The 17919-nt window shown below is 61.9% G+C and carries 15 protein-coding genes, 1 tRNA gene and 1 other RNA gene; 3 read left to right on the top strand and 14 right to left on the bottom strand.

Annotation, left to right across the window (positions count from 1 at the left end):
• Positions 1-15: 15 nt before the first annotated feature.
• From recR to ffs, 6 genes are all read right to left on the bottom strand, one after another.
• Positions 16-672, bottom strand: a complete 657-nt coding sequence (recR, locus tag R3O64_RS00925; protein WP_070524029.1) for a recombination mediator RecR — start codon at positions 670-672, stop codon at positions 16-18.
• 114 nt (positions 673-786) lie between these two features.
• Positions 787-1167 carry a YbaB/EbfC family nucleoid-associated protein gene (locus R3O64_RS00920; protein ID WP_070524027.1) on the bottom strand — a complete coding sequence of 127 codons (381 nt, stop codon included), beginning with the start codon at positions 1165-1167 and terminating at the stop codon, positions 787-789.
• A gap of 57 nt (positions 1168-1224) precedes the next feature.
• Positions 1225-3729: a DNA polymerase III subunit gamma and tau gene (locus R3O64_RS00915; RefSeq protein ID WP_339017133.1), complete on the bottom strand. Its 2505-nt coding sequence runs from the start codon at positions 3727-3729 to the stop codon at positions 1225-1227.
• A gap of 32 nt (positions 3730-3761) precedes the next feature.
• Positions 3762-4238 carry a suppressor of fused domain protein gene (locus tag R3O64_RS00910; RefSeq protein ID WP_339017132.1) on the bottom strand — a complete coding sequence of 159 codons (477 nt, stop codon included), beginning with the start codon at positions 4236-4238 and terminating at the stop codon, positions 3762-3764.
• 85 nt (positions 4239-4323) lie between these two features.
• Complete coding sequence (locus tag R3O64_RS00905) at positions 4324-5595, bottom strand: aminotransferase class I/II-fold pyridoxal phosphate-dependent enzyme (RefSeq protein ID WP_070533811.1); 1272 nt, start codon at positions 5593-5595, stop codon at positions 4324-4326.
• An 81-nt stretch (positions 5596-5676) separates the two neighbouring features.
• Positions 5677-5775: signal recognition particle sRNA small type (ffs, locus tag R3O64_RS00900), an RNA gene on the bottom strand.
• 167 nt (positions 5776-5942) lie between these two features.
• Here ffs and R3O64_RS00895 point away from each other — a divergent pair.
• Both R3O64_RS00895 and R3O64_RS00890 read left to right on the top strand, forming a co-directional pair.
• A tRNA-Ser gene (locus tag R3O64_RS00895) sits at positions 5943-6031 on the top strand.
• A 122-nt stretch (positions 6032-6153) separates the two neighbouring features.
• Positions 6154-6702: a hypothetical protein gene (locus tag R3O64_RS00890; RefSeq protein WP_246816450.1), complete on the top strand. Its 549-nt coding sequence runs from the start codon at positions 6154-6156 to the stop codon at positions 6700-6702.
• 222 nt (positions 6703-6924) lie between these two features.
• Here R3O64_RS00890 and R3O64_RS00885 read toward each other — a convergent pair whose 3' ends face one another.
• The 3 genes from R3O64_RS00885 to gluQRS form a co-directional block, all read right to left on the bottom strand.
• A complete protein-coding gene (locus R3O64_RS00885) occupies positions 6925-7260 on the bottom strand; it encodes a hypothetical protein (protein WP_070524540.1) in 336 nt (111 codons plus the stop codon).
• Between the two features lie 48 nt (positions 7261-7308).
• Positions 7309-8880, bottom strand: coding sequence for a cation:proton antiporter (locus R3O64_RS00880; protein WP_070564255.1), 1572 nt, complete (start codon positions 8878-8880; stop codon positions 7309-7311).
• A gap of 70 nt (positions 8881-8950) precedes the next feature.
• The gene (gluQRS, locus tag R3O64_RS00875) at positions 8951-9883 is read right to left on the bottom strand and encodes a tRNA glutamyl-Q(34) synthetase GluQRS (RefSeq protein ID WP_339017131.1); all 933 of its coding nucleotides are present in this window, start codon (positions 9881-9883) and stop codon (positions 8951-8953) included.
• A gap of 58 nt (positions 9884-9941) precedes the next feature.
• On the opposite strand from gluQRS, the gene R3O64_RS00870 reads away from it, so the two are divergent.
• Complete coding sequence (locus tag R3O64_RS00870; protein ID WP_339017130.1) at positions 9942-11273, top strand: hypothetical protein; 1332 nt, start codon at positions 9942-9944, stop codon at positions 11271-11273.
• Positions 11274-11296: 23 nt separating this feature from the next.
• On the opposite strand, the gene R3O64_RS00865 is transcribed toward R3O64_RS00870, so the two are convergent.
• The 5 genes from R3O64_RS00865 to R3O64_RS00845 are packed head-to-tail and all read right to left on the bottom strand — an operon-like array spanning position 11297 to position 17902.
• Entirely contained in the window at positions 11297-11794 is a 498-nt protein-coding gene (locus R3O64_RS00865) for a hypothetical protein (RefSeq protein WP_070562448.1), read from the bottom strand.
• On the bottom strand, positions 11791-12801 hold the full coding sequence (locus R3O64_RS00860) for a TRAFAC clade GTPase domain-containing protein (protein WP_339017129.1): 1011 nt from the start codon (positions 12799-12801) through the stop codon (positions 11791-11793). The genes R3O64_RS00865 and R3O64_RS00860 overlap by 4 nt, the downstream gene beginning before the upstream one ends.
• Positions 12801-13760 (bottom strand): hypothetical protein, encoded by a 960-nt coding sequence (locus tag R3O64_RS00855; RefSeq protein ID WP_070533825.1) that lies wholly within the window; start codon positions 13758-13760, stop codon positions 12801-12803. Before R3O64_RS00855 ends, R3O64_RS00860 begins: the two co-directional genes overlap by 1 nt.
• Before the next feature lie 18 nt (positions 13761-13778).
• Entirely contained in the window at positions 13779-15512 is a 1734-nt protein-coding gene (locus R3O64_RS00850) for a hypothetical protein (RefSeq protein ID WP_144268856.1), read from the bottom strand.
• A gap of 2 nt (positions 15513-15514) precedes the next feature.
• Positions 15515-17902, bottom strand: a complete 2388-nt coding sequence (locus R3O64_RS00845; protein WP_339017128.1) for a hypothetical protein — start codon at positions 17900-17902, stop codon at positions 15515-15517.
• Positions 17903-17919: the final 17 nt, after the last annotated feature.

Here is a 17919-nt window from a genome sequence, read left to right as displayed (position 1 = left end):
GGAGGCACCGCGCCGCTAGACCGTCAGGCGGCCGCTCAACGCACGCGAGAGCGTGAGCTCATCGACGAACTCAAGGTCGCCTCCCAGCGGCATGCCGGAGGCTAGGCGCGTGATCTTCAAGCCTGGAAAATCCCGCAGCAAGCGCACGAGGTAGGCCGCGGTAGCCTCGCCTTCGGTGTTGGGATCGGTGGCGAGGATGACCTCGGTGATGTCCGGGGAATCGTCGTAAAGCGGCTCTTCCGGGGTGGAATCCGCAAGCTCTCGGTCCGGTAGTACGCCGCCGAGGCGCTGCAGCAGTTGCGAGATGTTGAGGTCTTTCGGGCCCACGTTGGCCAGCGGGTCGAGCGCGCCGCCCAGTACGTGGTAGCGGCCGTTATATTCGCCGGTGCGCTCGATGACCTGGATATCCTTGGGCTCTTCCACCACGCAGATAGTAGAAGCATCGCGCTGCGAGTTCACACAAATGCGGCAGACTTCCTCGCGGGAAATATTGCAGCAGATGCGGCAGAAAGTCACACCATCACGCACCGCTCCCAGTGCCTTCTGAAGGCGATCGATCTCCTCCGGGTCTTGATGCAGAACGTGGAAGGCGATGCGTTGCGCTGACTTCGGGCCAATCCCCGGCAGGCGCGAGAACTCATCGATGAGATCCTGCAGTGGTCCTTCAAACACGCAATGCTCCCCTCACTTAACAATCCCCACGACCTTGACGGCCGGAGACACAATAAAAGGCCGCGCCGCCCTCCGCGAAGAGAGCAACAACGGCCTTTAAGTCTAACGCGCGGCTTACTGGTTACCGCCGAAGACATCCTGGATGGACGGACCATCATAGTTTTGCTGGGACTGGCCCATGCCCTGGGACAGCGGGCCAATCTTCTCCTGTGCCAAGCGGCCGGCTGCGGCGTGAGCCTCCTTGAAGGCGCCGACGATGAGGTCCTGGAGGGTATCGATGTCCTCCGGGTCCACCACAGACTTATCAATGGAAATGCTCTGCAGCTCAGCGCCACCGGTCATGGTGACCTTCACCAGGCCATTGCCTGCGCTGCCTTCGACGGTGGCGGCCAGGATTTCCTTCTGTGCCTTTTCTAGTTCAGCCTGGACGCGAGCGGCCTGCGCCAGGATCTCGTTCATGTCATTTGCCTGCTGCATCGGATCGTTCTCAGTCATGCTAAAAGTCCTTTCGTGCGGTTATTTTCACTACGCGCCAAGTGTACAGATGCCGCGCTACAGCCGCCGCGCTCCCAACTCCTGCGCGAGGAGCTCCATGGCGACCTCCGTGGCGTTGCGGTGGTCCATCTCTCCGGCGCTCTGCGCGGCCTCCATCATCTCGCGCTCCTCATCCGCGCGGGTGTACTCCGGCTGCGGTGCGGGCGCATGCTGGGGAGCTGACTGCTGCGGCGAAACAGACGTGTGGCCTGCGCTTTCCGACGCTCCATTCGCCCCCGCCGGTGGACCGTACTCCTCCGGTGGGGCCTCGAACTCGCCTTCGTCCGGACCCGGCTCCGGCGGCAGCGGAACGCCGTTGCCGAACTTGGGAACCTTGGAAAACTCTTCATCGCGTTGGGCCGCGACCTGGGTCGCCTGCGCGATGCGTGATCGCCATTGGCTGCCACGGGCCTCCCTCTTTGGGGGCACCGCCGCCCCGCGCGGGGCGGCCTCCGACCGCTGTGGTTCTGCCGGCGGGCGCGAGTCTGCCTTCTCGCGCACACCGTGCTGGGGCTGAGGTTGCTCCCTCGTCGTTTCAGACGACGGAGCCTGCTGCCCGATTTGGCGCGGCGCGCCCCATGGATCATCGCTGGCGTTATTGGGTTCCTTCGCTGCCGGACTCTCTGCCTCCTCGTCGGGCTCGGAGGCCTCACGTTGCGGTTGGTTGGGGTTCCACTGGGTGCGCTGGGTGGGCTCTGGCACCGTGAAACCGTGTGCCTTCGGGTCGGTACCGATAACACACGTGACCTTCAGTTCTCGGCTGAGCTCTTCCTTGAGGACGGTCACGATGACCTCATTGGTGCCTGGTGAATTGATGCGTTCAGCCAACGCGCCCGTGGTGTGTCCAAGGACGAGAGTCTCATCCCGCACGCCGAGGACACGGGCTTCGGCGAGCATGATTTCAGCGACCTTATTACGCCGCCCAATCGTGGCGCGCAGATCAGACCACCGCCCGCGAATCTCCGCGGCAAGGTCCTGGGGCTGCTCAGGCTCAGGTTGCTGTTCCTGTTGTTCAGGCTGTTCCGATGGCTGCGGCTGTTCCGGCTGCTCCTGCTGCGGCTCAGGCTGCACTTCCGGTTGTGCAGGACGCTCCGGCGCCTGAGACTGCGAGGCCTCGGGGGCTGAAGGTTGCTGCTCCTGAACCTCCTGTTGCTGCGGCGCCTGTTGCTGCGCCTCTTGAGGCTGGGCTGGTTCTTGGGGCCGCTCGGCCTGCTGTGGTTGCTGTTGCTGGGCCTCCTGCTTCGCTGCCTGACGGCTGCGACGCTGCGCGATGATGGCCGCGGCAGCGGCCGCCGGATCCTGTGCGCTGGCGACCGCAGATGGCTGGCGCTGCGCAGGCGCGGAGCCCTGCACAGCGGGTGCGGAAGGCTGTGCCCCCGCACCTTGCGGCAAGGAACTGGGTACCTGACCGGCAGCTGCCGCAGCGGGGGCGGAGCCAACGATCAAGTGGGCACAGAGGATTTCTAGAAGTAGGCGCGGGGACGTTGCACCCCGCAGGGAGGACACGCGCTCGTTGACGGTTTCCGCCAAGTAGGCCAGCTGCGGTCCGGAGAAACGCTGCGCTTGGGCGGTAAGGACTTCCCCGCGATCAGTCGGCGCCGAGACCAGACCTTCCTCCAATGCTGAGGGCACGGCTTGCAGGATCATCAGATCCCGCAAGCGATCCAACAGGTCGATGGCAAAGCGGCGAGGTTCGTGGCCGGCTTCAATGACATCGTCGACAAGCCGGAAAAGCCCCGCCTTGTCCTGGTTAGCCAGGGCATCCACCGTGTTATCCAGCAACCCCACGTCCGTAACACCCAGAAGCGGGCGGGCTACCTCGTAGGTCAAGCCATCGGGCCCGGCACCCGCCAACAGCTGGTCAAGGATGGACAAGGTATCACGCGGCGAACCCCCGCCAGCCTGGATGACCATGGGGTACACGGTGTCATCCACGTGGACGTTCTCCGAGGCCACGGTGCGCTCCAGCAGCCCCTTCATCGCCGGCGGGGTCAGCAGACGGAAGGGATAGTGGTGGGTACGCGAGCGGATGGTGCCGATGATCTTCTCCGGCTCCGTCGTGGCGAAGATGAAGATGACGTGCTCCGGCGGCTCCTCGACAACCTTGAGCAAGGCATTCGCACCGGAGGCAGAAATCATGTGGGCCTCATCGATGATGAAGATGCGGTAGCGCGACTCCGCCGGCGCGTAGTAGGCGCGGTCACGCAACTCGCGCATATCCTCCACACCGTTGTGGGAGGCGGCGTCGAGCTCCGTGACGTCGAGGTTGCCCGGACCACCCGGGGCCAGCGAGACACACGAATCGCACACACCGCACGGCGTTGAGGTTGGCCCCTGCTCACAATTCAGCGAGCGGGCCATGATGCGCGCCGACGACGTCTTTCCGCAGCCACGCGGGCCGGAAAAGAGGTACGCATGGTTAATGCGCCCCGCATCGAGGGCGGCGGATAAAGGCGTGGTGACCTGCTCTTGGCCTACCACTTCCGCGAAGGTTGCTGGACGATATTTCCGGTAAAGAGCCACGGTTAGTCAGTGTAGCGTCTCAACCCGACACGTCACTCTGAGCGCTTCCAATCCAGCAGATCGATGCCTTGTTCAGCCACCGCTTGTTGCAGCGCCGGCACGCCTTCCTCAACGGCGTAGGCATACTCGGCGTCGCTTAGCATGAGCAATTGGCACACCAGCGTCAGGCGCTCCTTTTCCGCCAGCTGCGGGGTCTGTCCGCCCCACAAGTATGGGGCGATGAGCATGCCATGGCGCATGCTGAAATGAGCGAAGCGCTCGTCATCCTCCGCAAAAAGCTTGGGCAAGAGCAAGCCCGGCTGCGCGGGCAGCAGCCCTGCGGCTTGTTTAAGCAATGCCGCTGCCGCGCTCACCGCAGCGGCAACCTCCGATTGGCCGGTGCGTGCAACGGTGAGCAGTTCGCAGCGCACATCGATCCCCTGCTCGGCATGCGCCAGCCCGGTATCGACGTCAGCAAAGCCACACGTGACCGCGAGGGATTGCTCACCCTCCAGCGAGGCTAAGCCCAAGCGCTGCCCCTCGACATTTTTGAACTCGAGGTCAGCCGGGATGATCTGGTCGAGCCAGTAGGCCGTCTCGTCGGAGTTGATTGCCTTATGCCCCCAGCTTCTCTACTGCGGCGAGCAGCACACAGGTGGCCACGCCATCCATTGCTGCCTCGACTTCTTCCTGCGGCGGCAGGGACGGTGCCAAGCGAATGTTGTGGTCCTTGGCGTCCTCGCCGTATGGGTACGCCGAACCAGCCTGGGTCAGGAGAATGCCGGCGTCACGGGCCAGCTCCCACACGCGGGTGGCGGTGCCCTCCATCACGTTGAGGGAGATGAAGTAGCCGCCCTTGGGGTGGGTCCAGTCCGCAATCTCATGGTGGGTGAGGTTCTTATCCAGGATGCGAAGAACCGCCTCGAACTTCGGCGCCAGCAGCGCAGCGTGGCGGCGCATAACCGCGCGCACGCCCTCGGCGGAACCGAAGAACTCGTAGTGCGCAAGCTGGTTGATCTTGTTCGGGCCAATGCCGCGGATACCGGCGTGCTCCAGGTACCACTCGAGGTTGTCTTCGGAGGAACCGAAGAAGCTCACTCCGGAGCCAGCGAAGGTGATCTTCGACGACGAGGACATAGCCCAGAAGCGGTCCGGGTTTCCTTCCTGTTCCGCAATCTCCAGAATCGGCAGAACCTCCGGGAAGTCCTCGGTCAGCGTGTGCACGGCATAAGCGTTGTCCCACACGATGCGGAAGTCCGGTGCGCCGGTCTCCATCGCAGCGAGGCGGCGGGTCTTCTCTTCCGAGATGACGGCACCCGTGGGGTTGGAGAACATCGGCACAACCCACATGCCCTTAACCTGCGGGTCCTTGGCCAGCTCCTCGACTGCTTCGATGTCCGGGCCATCTTCTTCCATCGGCACCGAAATCAGCTCGAAGCCGAAGGATTCCGTGATGGCGAAGTGGCGGTCATAACCCGGGGTGGGGCAAATCCACTTGATGGTCTCTTCCTTGGACCACGGCTTCTCAGAGCTGTTGGTGCCAAAGGTGTAGGCCCACAGGATGAGGTCATACATGATGTTCAGGGAGGAAGAGTCCGCCGCGACTAGGAGCTCTGGGTCCATGTTGGTGAGCTTGCCCCACAGATCGCGCAGCTCCTTGATGCCCTTCTGGTTGCCGTAGTTGCGCAGGTCATTGCCGGCAGCGTCGGTGTAGTGACCACGGCCCGGCAGGACGAGCAGGTCATTAGACAGATCCAGCTGGGCCTTGGACGGCTTACCGCGGGTCAAGTCAAGATCCAACCCCTCAGCCTTGAGGGCCTCGTAGTCCTTGCGCACCTGCGCGGCAAGCTCATCAAGCTCGGACTTTTCAAGATTAAGAAGAGACATCCGTCTTCCTTCCGGGACGTAGTGCGGGCATATGGCAACCATACTAACGCCCCGTCACATCCCCCGTGTGAAGGCATACATACAAAAAGGGGACCCCGCGCACCCGCCAGAGCCTCCTGACCCTTGCTGCATTCCTGCCCTGGGGGAGTTCAGAGGATGGACGCCACGCGGAATCCTGCGGTCTAGCCTAGCGCGCCTTGCTTGTCGACGCCAAACCGCTCCCCCGCCACCCAGCTCCCCACTCCGCTTTCAAGTGCACTCCCCACCTCAAGCCACTAAATTCTTAAGTTTTTCGCCCTGACCTGGCGATTTTGCTTCATTAGGGGGCTCATGTAATGTTTTCCAGCGGAGGATTCGACTAGCGGCCTATGTCACACGCCTGGAACGCGTGCGGGAGTCACATCCCTCAGGGGTTCAAATCCCCTATCCTCCGCCATTGGGAAGTCCCCTGGATGATGACATCCAGGGGACTTCTTCTTTATCTCGAAGCTAGAGGCCGGTACCCTTCGGAGTTAATGCCTTAATGACCAGGTACCGCGTCTCAACTAGGGAATCAATATGGAGCAGATAGAATCGGTTGACGATTTAAAGAAGGCGTTAAAGGTCGACGACTTACGCCAGATGAGCAGCGAAAAGGTTTTAACTCTTGTCCAACTAATCCAAAAGGGACAAATTAGTTCCGGAGTGCTTTCCGCGCTACTCTCAACCGCGCCCAATACGATGGCATCTCTTGCACAAGCAATGGACAACTCCGTCCAGAATGCAGCCACAAGTAACGAGAAAAGCTCAGACAACTTTTACTCCAGTATTGCTTTCACGAAAAGGCTCCTTGCACAAATTGCACAAGATCCAAATGCGAGTGAAGATGCGAGACGAGATGCTCTCGACCGCCTTGAACGGTATGACAACAAGCTTTTCGAACACGATATAAACAACAAACGGTTCAATCTAGAAGCCCTCAAGCTCAACAAGGAAACTCTTGGGGCAATTGCTGCCGGCGTTGCTCTGGTCGCAGTTGCAGCTATAAGCCCTGATGCCCGGAAGGCCATAACAAAGAACGCCCCAAAGGCCCTGTCGGTGGCAAAGCAGATACTGCCGGGCGCTTAGGACCTACAGTTTCGATAGTGCGTCTAACTACGTGACGCGCCAGCGCGCCCAGTTTCTGGCCCAAACACTCGGGCAAAGGAACCAAAGTAAAGGCACCATTTGCGGGGCCCAGGCTGGAAAACCCCAGGTGATTGCATGCGGAGCTTTGCATAAGGTGTCAGTGCTTTGGTTCCTTTGCGACTAAGGGAGGCGCCTCCATCGAACGCCCATGGTCAACCGCCCCTAATCGAACTCGGGGGCCGCGAAACCGTCTTCCTTGAGCCACTCCACGTGCGGCGGGGTGTTCATGCCCCACTCGGTGCGGGCGAGCAGGAAAGCCTCTTTCACCTCGTCCTCGCCATAGCCGCCATCGCGCAGGAACTGGCGGAAGCCGCGGGGGCCAGGTTCTTTGATCCACAACCAGACGTAGTCTTCCAGGGTGTGGTCGCCCAAGATGTCTTCCATGCCTTCTGGCAACAGCTCACGCCCGGCGCGCACGCGCTCCTCCAAGTCAGCATCGAAGAAGTCGTAGAGGTAATCCAGGCCGTCTTCCAGCTGGGCGTACTCATAGGCGTCCATTGATTCGCTCCTCTCGCCACCATTCTTAGTCACGGATCAGCACTCCCCTCAACTGTGTTTCTTTGCGCCGAGGGACATCCGGTCGACGTCGGCAAGCACTTCGTCCACAATCATCGGGTTGAATTCCCTATCGCGGCGCAGGCGCAGCAACTCTTGTTGGGCGCCGGCGAGGGCTGTTCGCCGTGCCGCGAGGGCCACCTCACGGGCCTCGATGGCCATGCGCAGACGAGTTGTAGCGTCCTCACCGTCCTCGTCCTCACCGAGGCGATCCTCAAACCACTGGGCAATATTTGCCGCAGTGTCGGGGTCCAGTTCCTCATACTTCGCGCGCATCGCAGCAATGCCGGCTTTACGCGCGCGGGAGGTAATGGTCGCGCGCATCTTATCCGTGGCTGCCTGCGAATACGTAGTGAGGTCGAGCTGACGCATAAGCCACGGCAGCAACAGGCCGGGAATCACCATGGTCATGAGCAGCACCACGAGGGCGATAACGGTCAACTCGTTGTAGAAGCTCAATCCACTTGGAACAGACAGAACCAGCGCAAGAGTCACCAAACCGCGCATGCCGGACCACGTCATAAGCAGCACTTCTTGCAGGCGCAGCGGCGCCAGGCGCGGCTTCCCGCGGCGCCTATTAATGAGATAGAAGGCGTACATCCACACCAAGCGCACGAGGAAGGCAACAACGGACAGGATGACGCCGATGATGACCGCATGCCAGAGATCCGCGCCCGCGGCGTCGATGGCGCTGAACACGGTCAGGCCGATGAGGCCGAAAGCCACACCCGTGAAAAGCAGCTCGACGGTCTCCCAGAATGACTGGCCGGAGAGGCGGTCCTCCGCTTGAATCGGTGCGCGGGAGTGCAGTTCCACCGCGGCAATCACCACCGCGATGACACCGGAGGCGCCGAGCTCCTCCGCAGCGATATACACGGCAAAAGGAATCACCCACGTCAAGGCGTTGCGAGCGACAACCTCGTGAACCGCGCCGACGAACCACGAAGACACGCGCCCCACGACGAGCCCGAGGATGGCGGCTACAGCCGCGGAGTAGAGGAAACGCGTCACCGCTTCCCCGGCGTGCATCTCACCCGAACTCGTCACGGCTTCCAGGGCGAGGTGGAAGGCCACAATAGACGCGGCATCATTAAACAGGCCTTCGATCTGCAGCACAGAAATGATGCGCCGTGGGATACCGGCAGGTTCTGCCACGGCCTCGACGGCCACCGGATCCGGCGGGGCAATCGCGGCGCCGATAAGGATGGCGGCAGCTAGCCCCAAGCCTGGCATGAATGCGCGAGCGGTGAATCCCACCGCAAGGGTCGTAGCCACCACGAGCAGCACGGACAGCGCCAGGATGGTCATCCACTGCTCACGAATAACACCCCACGATGTCCTCCTTGCCAGCGCCCACAGCAATGGCGGCAAGAAGATCGGAAGAATGAGGTCGGCGGGTACGGCGAACTCGAATGTGCCATTCGAAAAAGTGGCGTATACCGAAACCGCCACCGCCGTGAGGATGGTCAGAAGCGCTGGCCAGGGAAGCCCGATCTTGTCCCCCACCGCCATGACAATAACGGTCAACAGCATCAGGCCAATAAGGACAAATAAAACTTCCATACGCGCTTCTTTCCCCGTTTAAGTTTTTCTGTTCTCAGACTACCGTTGTGCGGCCGGCGAGGGAGAGCAGTTACACAGCGCCATCCCAGACGAAGGCCTCCCGCGATAGCTTCTCCGGCTGAAACTGTTGGCACAGCTCCTGTACGGAAGAGGCCTCATACCCTAAGGAGTGGGCCAAGAGCTTGACGACGTCCCCCGCATCCCTATCGTGCCCCTCGAGCAGCTGACGCAGGGTCACCGCCCCATCGCGCTTGGACAAACGCACACCCTCAGCGTTGAGCACGAGCGGCACGTGAACGAACTCCGGCTCCGGATAGCCCAGCTTGTGCGCCAAGTATGCCTGACGCGGGGCAGAAGACAGGAGATCATCGCCGCGCACGATCTGATCGACGCCTTGGAAGGCATCGTCGACAACAACCGCCAGGTTATAGGCCCAGTCCATGCCCTGGTTCGGATCCGCCGGGGGCTGGCCGCCGCGGCGCAGGATGAAGTCATCCACTTCCCCGGTGTATTCGCCGGCGAGGGCGTCGTGGATGGTGAAGGAGGAAGCGTCGGCACGCAGGCGTATGGCTGGCACGCGGTTCTGGGCGGCGAGTTCGGCGCGTTTGGTGGCCCGCTGATCGTCGCTAAGCGCACGGCACGTCCCCGGGTACTGCCCAGGGATGGCATGCGGCGCGCGGGAGGCTTCCTGGATATCTTTGCGCGAGCAATAGCACTCGTAGGTAGGAAGCTGCGCCAGGGCCTCCTCATAAGCCGCGTAGCGATCCTGCTGGTAGATGACTTCCCCGTCCCAGTCCAGGCCGAGCGCGGCGAGGTCCTCCAGCTGGCGCTGCGCCGCCTCCCGCGAGGAGCGCTGCGTGTCAATGTCCTCCACGCGCACAAGGAAGCGGCGCCCGCTACTCCGGGCGTAGAGCCAGGCGAGCAACGCCGTGCGCAGGTTACCCAGGTGAAGATCGCCGGACGGGCTCGGGGCGTAGCGTCCGGCGGGGCTAAGAGAATCCATGGCCACCAGTCTACGAGGAGCCCCGCGCGCGCCGGAGTCCTCTACTAGACTCTCCCCCATGGCTTCTGATGCGACGTATCCCCTGCTTGATTCTGCCGACGCCGAAAAAATGCTCGCCTATGCGCGCGCCCAGGCTCCCGGGCTTTCTCTTCCCACCGATGAGTCCGCCCACATTGATGAGCAAATTAACCGAGTACTCGCAGACGATACTTTCCTAGGCAGCTTGGAAGATGCCGTTCCCGCCGCCCTCTATTTGGAGGCCCGGGAGACCCTCCGCGTGGCCGCCGGCACCATCAAGAACGTCGACGATTCCTTCACCATTGCCGCACTCGGCGCGCTGACCGGACAGCCATCGCTGGTGGCCGCAGGCTATACCCGCGTCGCCCGCGCATGGCTGGATCACAACGACACCGAGGAAGCAGAGAAGTTCGCCGCCAAGGCAGCCGCGGCTGGAGATGACACGGCGTTGAATGAGATTGCCGCCGCCCGCATCGCAGCAAGCCACAAGGACTTCTCCGAGTCCGCCCCCGCCAGCGTGGATGCTTCAGCCGACGCCAATAGCCCATCCTCGAACTTCGGCAACAGCGTCTCGCTGGCCGAGCTCCAAGAGCGCCTAGAATCCGCCAAGAGCGGCGAAGCGAAAACACACGCTGCTGAATTCGTGGCTATCAACGACGCCGTGACCGCAGGAGAATTCGACGGCGCAGGGGCCACGATGGGGGATATCCTCCGTACCATCCTCGAATCCGCCGTGGGCGCGCTGTGGGCATCCGGCTCTGCCGCCGACTGCGAGCGCGTTGCTGCGCAATCCTTCACCATCCTGTCCAACGCACGCGCGGATGAGGAATACCAGCAGCTCCCGGCACCGATGCTGGCCCGCTTTTACAGCGATGCTGCACAGCACTCCGCTGCGGATATGGAGCAGCGCGTGGCCTGCTTCGCCGCTGCTGCCCGCGAGTATCAGCGCTACGGAGACCTCGACGGCGAGCTCCGCTCGATCCTCAAGACCGTGACCCTCGACGTGCAACACCGCGCCCCTGAGGAAGCCTATGACATCCTGGCCTCACGCTACGTGGATTCGCTCAAGCTCCAGAGCCTGCCCGTGTCCGCTAAGTGGACCGTCCTGTACTCCGAGAGCCTGCGCTCGCAGGCGCAGGACATGTATAAATCCACCCAGGTTCTGCTCAATTTCTTAGACCGGCACCCTGACACCGAGGCCACGACACCTTCGGAGCACAACGCCCTCGCGGAAGTCGCCGAGCTCCTAGGTGATCGCCACGCCTCCACCGGCAAGGCCGACCTCGCTCGCAGCATGTATTTCTTGGCCTACAACCTGTTTGAAAAGGCCCACAATGTCCGCGCACTCGAGGAGCTACGCAAGAAGGCTTAAACCACAGTGCACGAGTTCTAGCCTCATCGCGCCTGGCCGCCGAACCACTGCCGGTTCGCCGGCAGCCACAGCAGCACAATGACCACCGCCGATGCGATGGACGCGGGCATGACCGAACTCGCCGGAATAAGCAGCACCACGATGGCGCTGATAACGGTCAGCGCAATCCGCGCGGACTGCTGCGCGTGCAGGACATAGGTGGTGAGGACGCACACCAAAAGAACCAGCGCGCCAAGCGCTACTCCCAGCTCGGTGGAAAGCTGGTCCGTGCGGGTTACCGCCGCCGGACTGTTTTCAAAGGCAATGAGCCGGCAGATGTTGTAGACGGTGTAGCTCGTGATGAAGACCTCCAGCACCGCTGCGATCTTCAACGGCCACGGGGCCCATTGCGCCTTCATATCGGCCGCGCGGCGGGCCTGGCGGACGGTGTCGCTGACCTGCCCATAGCGATAGTCCGGCGCGGGTGCAGCAGGCGAGCCTGGCTGTGGGGTTCCTGGGGACTGCGGGTTGCCGAAGGTCATGACACATCCTCAGCAAAGACGCCGCGTTGACTCAGCAACCAGCGGATGGGATCCAGAACGCGATAGGGCGCAATGCCGCTGCGGGCTAGCTGGCGGCCCGTCGGGGCCTCACCCAACGCCGAGGTCACGAAGAAACTACCGCCACTCGGCGCTGCCGAATAGATCTTGTTGATGAGGTCGTTGGCACCCAGGAAGCGCAACAGCGATTCGGCTTCGAGGTGAACCATCCAGCGGTCCGAATCGCGGAAATTCCACCCGGTATCCCGGCGGAAGGCGGAGCCGCGGTTGGCCATGAGCTTCTTCCAGCGCACGTCATCGACTTGTTCCAGCTTCTGCACCGTGTCGAACTTCGAGATGGTCACGGCCAGCGGCGGCGGAGTATCCGTGTCGAGCAACGCCAGTAGGTTATCCAGGACCCGCAAGGAATCCGCACCGAGCTCACCAATATTGGGGATCAGCCCATGGATAAAATCCTGAATCTGTTGCACGCGCAGCGGGTCAAAGAGGAAGATCACCAAATCTGCGTGGGAGAAGAACGCAAGATTCTCGCGGTCGGCTTCGTTCTCCGGCGGGTTCTCCAGGTCCTCGCCCGCAACGTCGCGGAAGACCAAGTAATTCATGCGCTCACGGCCCTGCTCATCGGGCCACTTGCCGAGCTCAAGAATCAGCGGATCGCGCTGGTAAGCGTCGGTAGCCACCGCGCTCGGCGTGGGGTCCATGGCCCGCATCTCCTCAAAGAGCGGCTTTTCATAAACCTCGGCGTAGCGCTCGCGGGTGGATTCATCCGCCGCTTGCACGGAGCGGTTGTGTTTGTGCGCCAGCTGCTTGAGCTGCTTAATCATCACCGCGGTGTACAGCGACTTACCGGAGTTACGCGCGCCCGCCATGGCAACGCAATGCGTCACGGCGTCGGTCCATCCCTGCGGCAGCTCCCGGTTGGTGTAAGGGCTCACCGTCACACCGTCCTCGAGCGGTTTAAAGGTCCATGGGCAACGTGCCTGGCTCATTAGTTCCTCTCCTTCAGCATGGCGGTGACGCGGTCAGTCAATTCCGAAAGCTCAGTGTTGGCGCCGGATTCGAGCTGCTTGACGACGTCCCCGTCGATCACCGCATACGCCACATGAGCCGGAGTCCCGTTGATGCGCGCGAGCTCGAGCTCCTGGCGGCCGATGGCGCTGGTGATGAGCACAACGGTGGGCACCTGGGTCTCCAGCATGGAGGCCACGGGAGAATCGGTGACGTAGATGACCAGCGAGGACGTGGAGGTGAGAGTCGGCAAGCGCCACGGCCGCTGGCCTACGCGCTCCGCTCCACTATCAATCACACCCGCGATGAAGCGGGTGAGCTCATCCACCTTGTGGGTCTCGATGCTGTCCTGCCCGTCAGTGGCGCGGAAGTGCCGGAAAGCATCGGAGAGCGCATCGATGTACTTGGCGGCCGCTTCAATGATCTTCGGAGTGACGTTGACCTGCATGGAGGCAGAGCCATCGATGACCACGGTGACATCATCGAGGCCAGCGACATCCAGCTCCGCGCGGCGCATCTTGGAGCGCACCTCGCGGGCGGAATCTGTGATTCCGGCGCCCTCGGTCGTGCCGAATGCTTCCAAGAGGTAGCTCCCAGATTCCGGGGTGACCTCGGCGAGGCGTTCGGCGGAGTCCTCGGCGGCGTCGATAAGCACGCGCGGGAACGTCACCGAATCACCGGCGTTGCTTACCGTCAGGCGCACCTCGCTGCGCAGGCCAAAGGTCCCATTCCGCTTGGGGCGCACGACGATGGTGGCGCGCTCAGGCAGGGAGTGCACCATGATGGAGAGGTCGTGAACGCGCACGGCGTCCACGCCTTCTCCCATAATCGCCAGCTCCATCGAGGCGCCGCCAGTTCCCATCTCGAAGGCTTCAACGCGCAGGATGCCGTCTGAGCCGATGCGGCGGGACTCTCCGTCCCGCAGTGTGTATTTAGCCATGACGCTTCTTCCCTTCTCTTACCTTCCGTGGAATCCCATGTTTCGACCGTGTTCGCCTGGTCCTCCGTGAACTGCTCCACGGTGCTGCCACGCTGTGTGCTGTGCAAAATGCGATGGGGCGGGTTGTTGCTGCGCGCGCGCCGAGCGCTCCGCGAGCAACTGTGTCGTGCGGTCCAGCACCATGGCGACGCGCCCCGTGGCATAGCGCTCGCAATGCTCCGGCACGAATGTTCCCGCAAAGTGCATTGCGGTGAGGTGCGCGATGTGCTCGAGCTCGCGGTCCTCCCAGAGCCGCAGCGCATCCTCTGCTAGGAGGTTGAAGTCCCGCGGGAAATAGAACACCCAAGAGGCAACGATTGCGGACATCAGTAACTTGTCCAGCCCCTCACCCAACGAGTTTCTGTCGAGGTAAGCCAACTGGATGGCGCGTCCGCGGTTGGTATCAAGGTGCTCGATCCACCAGCGCGGATCGAAATCCTTGAGCCTATGCCATTCCTCGGCGCTGAGCCCAGGAACATTGGCGTTGCCACCCGATGCCGCTGCCGGCTGCGGATGTGCTTCTTCAGCTGCTGGTGCGGCTTCTGCACTTGGCGACGGCGCCGTTTCTACTGTCGTGGCGAAAGGGTTCTCCTGCGACGTACTCGGCGCGGGGGTATCGAGGGGATTCGGCGGAATACCCGCAGGGCCATGACCCGGGGCCGCAAAAGGCGAGGCGTCTGGGATAGGCGCTCCAAAATCAGCTGGGTCTTCGCCCCAGGAGTCGTCGAAGCTGAGTGCTGCACTCTTCTCAGGCTTGCTGGCTGTTGCAGCGCTCTCTTCCGGTTCCTGTGCTGCACCCGTGCGCTGCTCGGTCTGCTCGTGCTGCGACTCCGGGGCCACGGCCTCAGTTTCTTCCGCAGCACGTGCTTCGTACGCGCTGACATCGGGCAGGGCCTCATCAAGTGCAAACACGACTGGATTGCCGGGGATCGCGGTTTCCTTAAGACGCTGCTTCTCGCTAGGCGGTACCACGAGCATGGTGGACGTACTCAGCGGAAACTCGTTGATGGCGGCGGCCTTCTCAAAAGTGGAGAACCCGAAACCATCTTCACTCACCTCGCGGGCGGTGGCGGCGATCCACAGCGCCGCCTGATTATCAGGCGCCACGAGAATCACCAGGCCATTGCGGGAATTCAAAACCGTCGCCATGGCGGTGACCAACGCACGATTGAAGGTGGGGTTGGGGTTCGGGGTTACCGCCTTAAACGGTGCGGGCAGCTTTTCTGGGCGACGGAATTCGCCATCCAGAAACTCCTCCAGCAACACATCCGAGTGCAGCGGACCGCGCGCCGAGATCTTTTCCGGAATCTGGACTTTGTCCACCTCGTAGATGGAAAAAGGCGCTGGGATATCGGGAGAAAACAGGACCGTCGCCGGCGCTGGCGGAGTGCCCGTGCGCGAAATGGACGTGTAGGTGAAGACGTTTCCGCCGCGGCCTGTCGCATCTAGGCCTGCGGGGACGGAGACCATAGTGACCCACTTTTCCGCCTCAGGAGTGAGAGCAAAAACCGCGGTGCGGCGGACCAGCTCCGCACGCTGCTGGGCGGAAGGGAAATCCGGTATCGTCATGCCATTGTTGAGCGAAGTCGGCACGAAGGACACCAGCTCAGCCAGCTCCTCCTGGGTAATATCGCCGGCCTTCTGGCCCACTCCCCAACCACCGGCACGGCCATTGGCGCGGGAAAAAGATGCATAGCTAAAGGCACCGCCCATAACTACTGGCCTCCTTGGAAGTACTGGTCTTGAGAATAATCCTGGCCATAGTTGTGCTGGTCATAAGCGTTGGGCTCATATCCTTGTTGGCCGTACTGCGGGTCATAGCTGGGAGCTTGGTTCTGCACGGGTGGGGGCAGCATCAATTTGTAAGACACATCGCCTTCCACCACCACGGCTTTATCCAATGCACTCAACGTGGAGGAGGCATCGCTGTAGCTCTCTGAGAAACTACTAAAGACGTCCTCACCGCCGAAGCTGTCGAAAGAGGTATCAACCTGGCTATCAAAGCCTTCGACGGCGAACAGACGGATGAATCCCCTACGTTGAATTCGCTCGCCAACTGACACCGTGAAATCTGGGTACTGCCCGCGCATCGGGCCCAGTCCTTGAGCCACGTGTGTGGTGCTCTGCAGGTTGGTCTCCACAATGCCGAGTGCCTCGCCGTCTTCGGGGAAGAGCGGCAGGCGGTCAGCACGGTAGACCACCTGGCAGGAGAACTGGCGCTTGTCGCCGTTGCCCAAGCTCCAGAGAAACACCCCGACCTGGCCCTGAGCGTAATCAACCTCAAAGTCATAGGTAACTGGGCGCAGGCCCTCGTACTGAATCACGCGTTCATCGCCCTCAGTGCGTTTGCCCGCGAAGACTGCATAAGGCTTCAGGCGCACGGTATCGCCGTGCTGATCGAGGTGCAGGCGGATTCCTCCTTGAAGGTCGTAATCCTCCTCGCGGATCTGATCGTGCTCGCGATTAGTGGAATACTCCACTGCCGTCGCGCCCTTCGGCCAATCAAATGTAATGAGCTGGCTGTCCACGCGCTCGATGAGACGGAACTGGTCATCCTCAATGGACTGCACACGCTGCAGCACTTTGGATTCGCCCACCCAGGCATCCGCGTCGTTAAAGTTCACCGGGGTGATGTAGACCTCGTACCAATCCGGCGGCCACGGCACCGTGGTGGTTTGGAAAGAGCCCGGTTCAGACACTCCACGGGTCTCACTGATGGCGCTCGATAGCGCACTTTCGACGTACGTCTTTGGCACTGCGGACGTGCGAAGGTCCGCCTGCGGGGCGGTGGGTGTCAGATAGATCTTTACCTCGCCGGTCTTGGGCGAGTACCAATCAACTTCGATGCTGTCTTGTCCGTATTCGCTGCGGCGCTCACAGCGTGAGAGCTCCAGCTTCTCCAGCTCGCTGGCAAGTTTCACGGAGCGCTGGACGGCGACTTCGTCCTGGCTCTGCTCAGTAGCGCCGTGGAACTCCGCTTGGCCCAGCAACGAGATGACGACAGTCTGCCCGGCTTCCTGCACCGGAATGGTGGCCTTGCGCCCACTGCTATCCACGTCTTGTTCGAAACGCGGGGAGAGCTTTTCCTTCTCGCTGTCCCGGCAGGCATAAACCATGGCGCTCGAGTGCCCCGGTAGCAGGTCCCAGGACACCTGGATGGCTCCCTTGATGGTGGATACCTGGACGTTCACCGGTGGGAAGACCACGCCCGTGTCTCCCATGAATACCGGTTGGCTATTGATGAGCTCGCGAAGATCCCGGCCCTTGTACGCCCACACCGCGTAGTGGCGCAGACCTGCCTCGCCCGGGGTGTGATCACGGTAGGCAGTTCCTTTTGTGTAAACGAGGGTGTCACCGGCATCCGGGGAGGCCACCATTTCTGAATCATCGGCCACAACCCGGTAGAACACCACCTCTTCCGGCGAGTGCTCAAGCTCGGGCCACCACAGGCGCACCGGATGGCGAAGGTCGTTGTCCTCCGGCTCCGGTTCTGGTTCGATGCCATAGCCAAAGTCCTCGTTGGAATCCTGCGCCAGCGCGTCCTCTTGCGGCACCTCAACTTCAAATTCGATGCCGGGAGCTTCCCAGTTCGGGTCTTGGCGGAACTGATACTCCGCCTTAATCCCAAAGCCCGGGATAGTGATGTAGTCCTCTTCGTTGACCTGGGTCTTCTGCTCTTCCTCGGCCTGCAGTGCCTCCCACTCGGCGAAGAAATCATGCGGCTGTGCCGCTGGCTGTGCCGGTTCTGGTTGAGGCGTGGGGCCTGCCTGTGCCACGCCACGTGCTGCGGTACTAGCTGCAGCGGCACGTTGTGTCTGTTCCCGCTGGCGGGCCTGCGCTTCAGCTTGTGCGGCACGCTCGCGTTCGGCGCGCTCCTGCGCGGCACGCTCTTCCTGGGCCACTGCGTTGCGCGCCTGTGCGCTCAGCTCTGGGTGGGCCACCTCTTCGCCGTTATACGCGGCGGCAATCTGTTCGGCGAACTGCCTAAACGGCGCCGATACGGCCGCGCGCACATCATCGGCGTTCACGCGCTTGAGCTGGTGCAGGGACTTAAGCTCGCTCAGCGGCATATCCGCGATCGAAGGTTTCGGGTTGTGTGTCATCAACGTTCCTTAAGGAG

Source organism: Corynebacterium hesseae, assembly GCF_037850265.1.
Taxonomy (GTDB): domain Bacteria; phylum Actinomycetota; class Actinomycetes; order Mycobacteriales; family Mycobacteriaceae; genus Corynebacterium; species Corynebacterium hesseae.
Note: the sequence above shows the minus strand (reverse complement) of the source record. Positions and strands in the feature narration are given on the sequence as shown.

What these genes read in the sequence shown, in the direction of transcription:
- R3O64_RS00920 (WP_070524027.1), bottom strand. Translation starts at nt 1,167, where the DNA reads ATGACTGAGAACGATCCGATGCAGCAGGCAAATGACATGAACGAGATC.
- R3O64_RS00905 (WP_070533811.1), bottom strand. Translation starts at nt 5,595, where the DNA reads ATGTCTCTTCTTAATCTTGAAAAGTCCGAGCTTGATGAGCTTGCCGCG.
- R3O64_RS00890 (WP_246816450.1), top strand. Translation starts at nt 6,154, where the DNA reads ATGGAGCAGATAGAATCGGTTGACGATTTAAAGAAGGCGTTAAAGGTC.
- R3O64_RS00885 (WP_070524540.1), bottom strand. Translation starts at nt 7,260, where the DNA reads ATGGACGCCTATGAGTACGCCCAGCTGGAAGACGGCCTGGATTACCTC.
- R3O64_RS00880 (WP_070564255.1), bottom strand. Translation starts at nt 8,880, where the DNA reads ATGGAAGTTTTATTTGTCCTTATTGGCCTGATGCTGTTGACCGTTATT.
- gluQRS (WP_339017131.1), bottom strand. Translation starts at nt 9,883, where the DNA reads ATGGATTCTCTTAGCCCCGCCGGACGCTACGCCCCGAGCCCGTCCGGC.
- R3O64_RS00870 (WP_339017130.1), top strand. Translation starts at nt 9,942, where the DNA reads ATGGCTTCTGATGCGACGTATCCCCTGCTTGATTCTGCCGACGCCGAA.
- R3O64_RS00865 (WP_070562448.1), bottom strand. Translation starts at nt 11,794, where the DNA reads ATGACCTTCGGCAACCCGCAGTCCCCAGGAACCCCACAGCCAGGCTCG.
- R3O64_RS00860 (WP_339017129.1), bottom strand. Translation starts at nt 12,801, where the DNA reads ATGAGCCAGGCACGTTGCCCATGGACCTTTAAACCGCTCGAGGACGGT.
- R3O64_RS00855 (WP_070533825.1), bottom strand. Translation starts at nt 13,760, where the DNA reads ATGGCTAAATACACACTGCGGGACGGAGAGTCCCGCCGCATCGGCTCA.
- R3O64_RS00850 (WP_144268856.1), bottom strand. Translation starts at nt 15,512, where the DNA reads ATGGGCGGTGCCTTTAGCTATGCATCTTTTTCCCGCGCCAATGGCCGT.
- R3O64_RS00845 (WP_339017128.1), bottom strand. Translation starts at nt 17,902, where the DNA reads ATGACACACAACCCGAAACCTTCGATCGCGGATATGCCGCTGAGCGAG.